At 74.3% G+C, this 6,986-nt stretch carries 6 protein-coding genes; 4 read left to right on the top strand and 2 right to left on the bottom strand.

Annotation, left to right across the window (positions count from 1 at the left end):
* Positions 1-122: 122 nt before the first annotated feature.
* The 4 genes from AOJ26_RS29980 (at position 123) to AOJ26_RS29965 (ending at position 5,001) form a co-directional block, all read left to right on the top strand.
* Complete coding sequence (locus AOJ26_RS29980; RefSeq protein ID WP_234358697.1) at positions 123-1,898, top strand: tetratricopeptide repeat protein; 1,776 nt, start codon at positions 123-125, stop codon at positions 1,896-1,898.
* Positions 1,802-3,019, top strand: a complete 1,218-nt coding sequence (locus AOJ26_RS29975) for a hypothetical protein (protein WP_053851500.1) — start codon at positions 1,802-1,804, stop codon at positions 3,017-3,019. Before AOJ26_RS29980 ends, AOJ26_RS29975 begins: the two co-directional genes overlap by 97 nt.
* Positions 3,016-4,278: an extracellular solute-binding protein gene (locus AOJ26_RS29970; RefSeq protein ID WP_053851499.1), complete on the top strand. Its 1,263-nt coding sequence runs from the start codon at positions 3,016-3,018 to the stop codon at positions 4,276-4,278. The genes AOJ26_RS29975 and AOJ26_RS29970 overlap by 4 nt, the downstream gene beginning before the upstream one ends.
* A 72-nt stretch (positions 4,279-4,350) precedes the next feature.
* Complete coding sequence (locus tag AOJ26_RS29965; RefSeq protein WP_053851498.1) at positions 4,351-5,001, top strand: DUF6629 family protein; 651 nt, start codon at positions 4,351-4,353, stop codon at positions 4,999-5,001.
* Positions 5,002-5,072: 71 nt separating this feature from the next.
* Here AOJ26_RS29965 and AOJ26_RS29960 read toward each other — a convergent pair whose 3' ends face one another.
* Both AOJ26_RS29960 and AOJ26_RS29955 read right to left on the bottom strand, forming a co-directional pair.
* On the bottom strand, positions 5,073-6,134 hold the full coding sequence (locus AOJ26_RS29960; protein ID WP_053851497.1) for a glycerophosphodiester phosphodiesterase family protein: 1,062 nt from the start codon (positions 6,132-6,134) through the stop codon (positions 5,073-5,075).
* 116 nt (positions 6,135-6,250) lie between these two features.
* Positions 6,251-6,986, bottom strand: a 736-nt coding sequence (locus AOJ26_RS29955) for a YqjF family protein (RefSeq protein WP_053851496.1), incomplete at its 5' end; no start/stop codon positions are given.

The following is a 6,986-nucleotide window of genomic DNA, read 5'->3' as shown; positions in this document are numbered from 1 at the left end:
GTGCGGGAGCGGGCGCGTCGACGGGGGCCGGTCCCGGAAGGGCGGCCGCAGTGGACGGCGGAGGGGGCGCGCGGCAGGATGCCGGCCGGCCGGCCGGGGCGGGCGCCGGAGGGACGACCGGGGTGGAAGCCGGGAAGGCCGGTGAGGGCGATCCCGGCACCGCGGCGACCGGCGAGGTGGCGAGGGCCGCCGGGGGCGCCCTGTCCGCCGCCGAACAGACGCGGGTCGTCCGGGCGGCCTTGGCCACGGGTGAGAAGAAGGAGCGGGCCGGTGAGGAGCCGCCCGGTGGCGAGAGCGTGCGGGGTGCCGTCCCGGGACCGGCCGCCGAGGGGCTCCTGAACGTCGGCGAGGCATCGGGTGCGCCGCCGGCTCAGGGTGTTCCCCAGGCGTCGGGGAGGGCTCAGGAACCCGGTGACGGACGAGTCCCGCGTTCCAGACCAGCCCGGGGCGACGCGGCGGAACCCGGGCCGCCGCCGGGGGCGCCCGCCAAAGAGCCCTGGCGGCCCGCCGACGCCACCGCCCCCGTCCCCCGTGGTCTCGGGCTCCTCTCGCTCGCCCGTGTGCTGCACCGGGCCACGTCCAGCCGGCCCGCCGGGAGGTTCGCCGACGCGCGGGAGATGGAGCAGCAACTGCGAGGCGTGTTCAGGGAGTTGCGGTCACTGAGGACCGGTGCCGAGACGTTCGAGCCCTCGCCGCTCTTCCTCCAGTCGGCCTACGCCCTCGACGGCGCCCTCGGCTCCGCGCCACCCCTCGCGCACTGGGCCGCCCCCGACGCACCCTCCCCGTTCGCACCGCCCTCGCCCGTCGAGGTCGCCCAGCGCCTGCCCGTGCCGCGCCCCGACCCCCACGACGAGCACCACGCCGCACTGAGCAGGCTCGCCGACGCCGCCCCGGAGGCACTGCTCCAGCACATCGGTGACTGGCGGGCCTCCACGGAGGTCCATCTCCTGCGCTGCCGGCTGCGGTTGCGCAACCCGGCCGACGGACCGGATGCCGCCGAACGCGAACTCCGGGCGGCCGAGGCGCGGATCGGCCCCCGCCGCGCCCCGTACGACTGGCGGCTGGACTGGCACCACGGGCTCCTCGCCCTCGCCCGCGACGAAGTCGCCGAGGCCCGGCGGCACTTCGACCGGGTGTACGCGGCGATCCCCGGGGAGTACGCGCCCAAGCTGGCCCTCGGGCACTGCGCGGAACGCCTGGGACGCCGGCAGGAGGCCCTGACCTTCTACGAGGCGGTCCGGCTGCGCAACCCGTCCCTGGGCAGCGCGGCCTTCGGCGCCGCACGGTCCCGGCTCGCGCTGGACGGCGAGAGAGCGCGCGAGGAGGCCGTACGCGAACTGGACGCCGTACCGCAGCACTCGCGGCACCGGACCGCCGCGCGCACCGCGGCCGTGCGGATCGGCATCGAGTACGTGCGCAGGGCCGGGCGGGACGAGGAGGTGCCGCAGCGGCTCCACGAGGCGGTCGGGCGCCTCGCCCTGCTCTTCCACGCGCACGGCCTGACCGACGAGGAGGCCAGGGTCCGGATGACCGTGGAGGTCTGGGAGGCCGTACAGGGCGCCCTCGGCCGCGGCGCCCTGGACGCGGCGGGCCTCGCGGCCCTGTCCGCCGGCGCGGACCCCCGGCTCGGCCTCCCGCCGGACGAACACGGCCTGCGGGAGGACCTCTCCCGCCGCTATGTCACCCTCGCCCACCAGGCCGCCCGCTCCGCCGCCCCCGAGGACGCGGCCGTGGCCGAGATCCTCCTGGACCGCGCCTACGAGGTCCGCCCGCTCGCCTTCCGACACCACAGGGACAGCCCATGGCTCGGCAAGAGAGTCGCCGACTGGCTCCGGACGGCCGCTTACGGACCGTCGCACAAGGCACCCTCCGCCTCTCGCGGGCAGTCTCCGCCGTAACCGCCGAACTCGGCCGCCGCGTCCACCGCTACGCCTGGCCCTCCGAGCACGGCCGGCCCAACCGCGCCTACCTGCGGGACCGGCTCGTCGCGCTGCCGCTGCTCGCCGTGCTGGCCTTCGGCGCGCTCGGCTGGGCCTACGCGGACGTGCGCGGCGACTCGGCGTACATCCGGGAACGCGCGGCACCCGCGCTGGTCGACCTCGCGGACGCCCGGGCCTCGCTGCTCATCGCGCACGGCGAGGCCGAACGGAACCTCGCCGAGGGACGGGCCGCCGAGCTCAGCGGGCTCAGCGAGCGGTACCGGACCCGGATCGCCCGCGCCACGCAGAGCCTGAACCAGGTCACCCGCAGCGGAGCCCTCACCGTCGCCGAGGAGCAGGAGGTACGGGTCGTGTCCGCGCTGGTCGTCGACTACACCGGCTGGATCGGCCGGGCCCAGGGCCACGCCACCGACCTGGTCCTGCGCGACGCCGAACTCACCTACGCGCGCAGCATGCTCTGCTCGCGGGCCGCCGCGGCGACCGACAGCGATCCCTACCCGGCCTGTCCGGCCGCGACCGGCTCCGCCGCCACCTCGATCGTCGACCGGGTGACCGGCCTGGAGGGGCGGCTGCGCGCGCGCCTCGCCGACCGGGCCGCCTGGGGCGCGGACACCATCGCCGCGACCGTGATCGGCACGCTCGCTCTCGCCCTGCTCGCCACCGGGCTGTGGCGGACGGTGTCCTTCCTGCGCCGCCGCTTCCGGATCCGGCTGAGCATCCCCCTCACGGCCGCCGCCCTGCCGCTGCTCGCCGTGCCGTTCCTCGCGGTCGACGCCCTGCTCGCCCTGCACGCCCAGCACGAGACGGTCCCCGTCGCGGACGCGCTGGCCGAGCGGACCTCGCCCGGGACGGAGACGGTCGCGGAGGAGCGGCCCTTCGCCGGACCGGAACCGCAGGCCATCGAGACCCTCCGGGCCCGGATCGACGAGGGCCTGGCGGACGGACGGCTCGCCTTCCTCGACGGCATCGCCCCGTTCGTGTTCCCCACCGGCCTGGTCGGCGCGGCCGTGATCGCCGGCACGCTGCACGCCTACCGCCGTGAGTACCTCGTCGTCGCCCGGCCGGGAGCCGTCGCATGAGCCGTGTCCTGCGCGTCCTGCTCGTGGCGTGTCTGCTCGCCCTGGTCCCCGGCTGCGGCTCGGACAGCCGCGACCCGCTGGTCGTCCTCGGCCCCTGGACCGGGGAGGAGGGCAAGGCCTTCGAAGCCGTCCTCGACAAACTGGACGACGGTACCGGACGGACGTACACCTACGAGGGCACCCGCTCGTTGCGCGAGACGCTCGTCTCACAACTGGAGGCCGACGACCCGCCCGACGTGGCGGTCCTCAACAGCATCGGCGAACTCACCGAGTACGCCCGCCGCGACAAGCTCAAGCCGCTCGACACGGAGACCGCCCAGCGTGCCTTCCCGCCCTGGGTACCGGTGCTGATCGTGGACAACAAGGCACGCCCGTACTGGGTGCCGCTGAAGGCCGACCTCAAGAGCCTGGTGTGGAGCAAACGGGACGCGCCCGACGACCGGCCCGCCTGGTGCGTGGGGCTCGCCTCCCAGGCCACCTCCGGCTGGCCCGGCACCGACTGGATCGAGGACCTCGTGCTCCACCAGGCGGGCCCCACCCGCTACGACGAGTGGGCCAGGGGCCGCCTCGACTGGCGCGACCCGGCCGTCGAACGCGCCTGGACGACCTGGGCGCACCTGCTCGGCAAGCGCTCCCCGGAGTCGGTCGAAACGTCCCTGACCACCTCGTTCGAGGGCGTGCCGGGGGCCGACGGGCAGCCGCGCGGCCTGCTCGACTCACCCGGGTTCACCTGCTCGCACGAGCACCAGAGTGCCTTCATCCGGTACGTCTACGCGGGCGACGACGTGAAGGTGGAGCCGTCGGCCCGCTATCTGGACGGGCCGTCCGCGTACCGGGACGCCTTCGAGGTCGCGGGGGACATGGCCGCCGTCTTCAGCGACGACCCGGACGCCCAGCAGCTCGTGGAGCGACTGTCCAGCCCGGCCGGGCGGGAGCTGTGGTGGGCGGAGGCGGAGCCCGCGGTACGGCCGCTGTTCCCGGCCACGGCCGGGCTGTCGCCGCCGGACTCCGCGACGCCGGTCGAGCGGAGGATCGACTCCCTGCTCTCCGGCGCCCGCGTCCTCTGCTTCGACGCCTCCGACGTGATGCCGCCCGAACTCCGCGACGCCTTCCACCGAGCGGTCCTGGAGTTCTTCCGCGACCCGACGAAGCGTCAGCTCACGTCTCTTCTGGCGCAGTTGGAGACGGTACGGGTCCAGGCGAACAGGGACTCCGGCACCGACCCCACGTTCCGGCCACCGCAGCACATCTGCGAATGAGCGGTCCGTGCAGGACACGTCCACCTCGTGGCGCAGTGCGTGGGCGAGGGCCCGGCCTGACATGGTGGTGTCATGTGCTGGAGTGCGACAGCGGATCTCGTGGCGGGCGCGGCCGTCGCGTCCGTCGGGGCGGCCTGTGTGATCCGGACCCGCCGCCCCGAGGACCTGCCCCTCGCCGCGCTGCCCCTGCTGCTCGGCGCCCACCAACTCGTCGAGGCACGGATCTGGCACCAGGGAGGCGGAACCGGCGCCGCCACCGTCGCCTGGGCCGTCATCGCCCTGCCCGTGCTCGCCGTGTGGGTGCCGGTGGGCGTGTGGTGCGCCGCCGCCCGCCGGGCCGTACGCCGCCGGGTGACGGGGCTGGTGGCGGTGGGCGCGCTGACCGCCGCCCTTCTCGCCCACGGTCTCGCCACCCGGCCCGTCCGGGCCGAGATCCGCGGCCACACCATGGCCTACGTCATCGGACTGCCCCGGCCGGAACTGCTCGTCGCGGGCTACCTGGTCGCCACGGTCGGCGCGCTGCTGCTCTCCGGCGACCGCCGGCTGACCGCGCTCGGCGTCCTGGCCGGGGCCGGTGCCCTGGTGTGCTGGCTGCTGTGGCGGCTGGAGTTCGTGTCGACCTGGTGCGCGCTGGCCGCGGTCTGCTCGGTGGTCCTGTACGGCTGGGTGAGCAGGCGTCCGGCGCCCGCGCGGACCTTCCCGGCGGACACCCGCCGCCCGTAGACGTACGTTGACATCGCCGCGCCGGAGGCCGCCGAGTGCCGTGCCGGAGGCCGCCGGTCGGGACCGTGGTGTCAGCGGGGCCGGTACGCCTTCGGCAGGGGCATGCCGCGCTCGGCCATGATCCGCCGTACCCGGTTCGGGTAGTCGGTGATGACACCGTCGACGCCCATGTCCATGAGCGCCTCCACGGTGGCCGGGTCGTCGCAGGTCCACGGGATGACCTTCAGGCCCCGGGCGTGGGCCGCCTCGACCATCGTCCGGTCGGCGTAGAAACGGAAGCCGGGGTCGCCGACCTTGCCGCTCTGCGGGAAGCCGTAGTTGGGGGAGAGGGCCTTGACTCCGGGGATCGTGGCGGCCGCTCGGACGAAGTCGCCGCCGTAGTCGTCGGCGTCGATGCCGCCGAGCCACGGGGACGCGCCCGGCTTGCCGACCTGGAGGAAGTCGTAGTTGGTGAGGGCGACGAGCGGCCACTTCGGCGCCAGCCGGTGCATCTCCCTGAGCGCGCCCCAGTCGAAGGACTGGATGGTGACCTGGTCCTCGATGCCGGAGCGGTGGATCTCCTCGTGGACGCGCCGTACGAACACCGAGCGCGGCGCGGTCTGTTCGGGCGCCCCGGCCTCGACCTTCGTCTCGATGTTGAGCTTGACCCGCTTGGCGCGGTAGCTCTTCACCAGGTTCAGCACGTCCTTCAGCTCGACGATCCGGAAGCCCTTGACCACCTCCTGCTCGGGGAAGCCCGGCAGTTGCTGGTATCCGCAGTCCATGGTCCTGATCTGAGCCAGCGTCAGGTCCTTGATGTACTTGCCGACGTACGGGTACATCGGGTCCCCGGCCGTCACCGGCCCCGTGTCGCGGCACTTGACCGCGCTGATCTGCCGGTCGTGGTTGACGACGACCTTCAGGTCCCTGGTGACATGGGTGTCCAGCTCCAGCGTGGACACCCCGAGGCGCATCGCCTTCCCGAAGCCCTCCAGGGACTCCTCGGTGGTCATGCCGATACCGCCGCGGTGCGCCTGGAGGTCGAAGTGCGGCTTCCCTCTCGGGGGTTGGTGGCCGTCGTACGCCGTCGCGGACGGGGCGGCCGACAGGGCGAGCACCAGCGCCAGGCCGGCGAGGACATGTCTTGCGGACATCGGCACCTCACTCGAGTGGGTCGGGACGCCCACAGACGCTAGCGGGGTCGCGGACCGGTTCAACCCCCCGGACGTGATCCCCCCGTGAATGTCCGGGGAACGCCGTTCCTCCGCCGTCAGGGGGTGGGGATGCCCGCGGGACGGGCCGGGCGGCCGAGGCGCACCGGGACGCCGGGGGAGTACAGGACGCTGACCGGGGCGTCGGCGGGGGCGGGCAGGCCGGCCGCGGTGACCAGGTCCTGCTCGCAGGTGAGGAGGTCGGCGCGGTACAGGGGCCAGCGCGGATGGTCGTTGGGCAGGTAGGCCAGTGGCTCGGGGCCGCCGAAGAAGGCGTTGTGCATCCCCCAGCGGGCGGTCAGGAAGTGCTCGAGCGCGGTCGGCTCCCCGATGCGTTCGCCGATCCGTACCGTGATGAGGCTGCGGGCGCCCCGCGGCCCGGGCCAGCGGCGGGAGCTGCGGTAGGTGACGGTGTCACCCGCCGTGCGGACACTCATCCGGGACCAGAGGTACGGCAGCCGGAAGCCGACACGTCCCATCACCACCGGGATCAGCCGGGAGGCGTCCATCGAGCGGAACACCACCCCGCGCCGCCCGTGCCCGTCCACCGAGTACAGGCGCACGTTGGTCTCCGGGAAGGTCCCGAGATACGGCACCCCCGGCAGCCCCAGCCAGCCGACCCGGTGCATCCGGAACGCGACCAGCCCGACGTAGGTGAGCCCGTCGTGGGTGTCGGGGACCGTGCCGCGCGGCAACAGCCCCGCCACGACCGCCGGTTCGACGGCCCAGTGGACGAAGGCGAGGTCGAGCCACTGCTGGGTGAGCAGGGGGACCTCTATGAGGGAGGGGGCGTCG

Source organism: Streptomyces sp. NRRL B-24085, from assembly GCF_001282115.1.
Lineage (GTDB): Bacteria > Actinomycetota > Actinomycetes > Streptomycetales > Streptomycetaceae > Streptomyces.
This window is presented reverse-complemented; position numbering and strand designations above follow the sequence as displayed.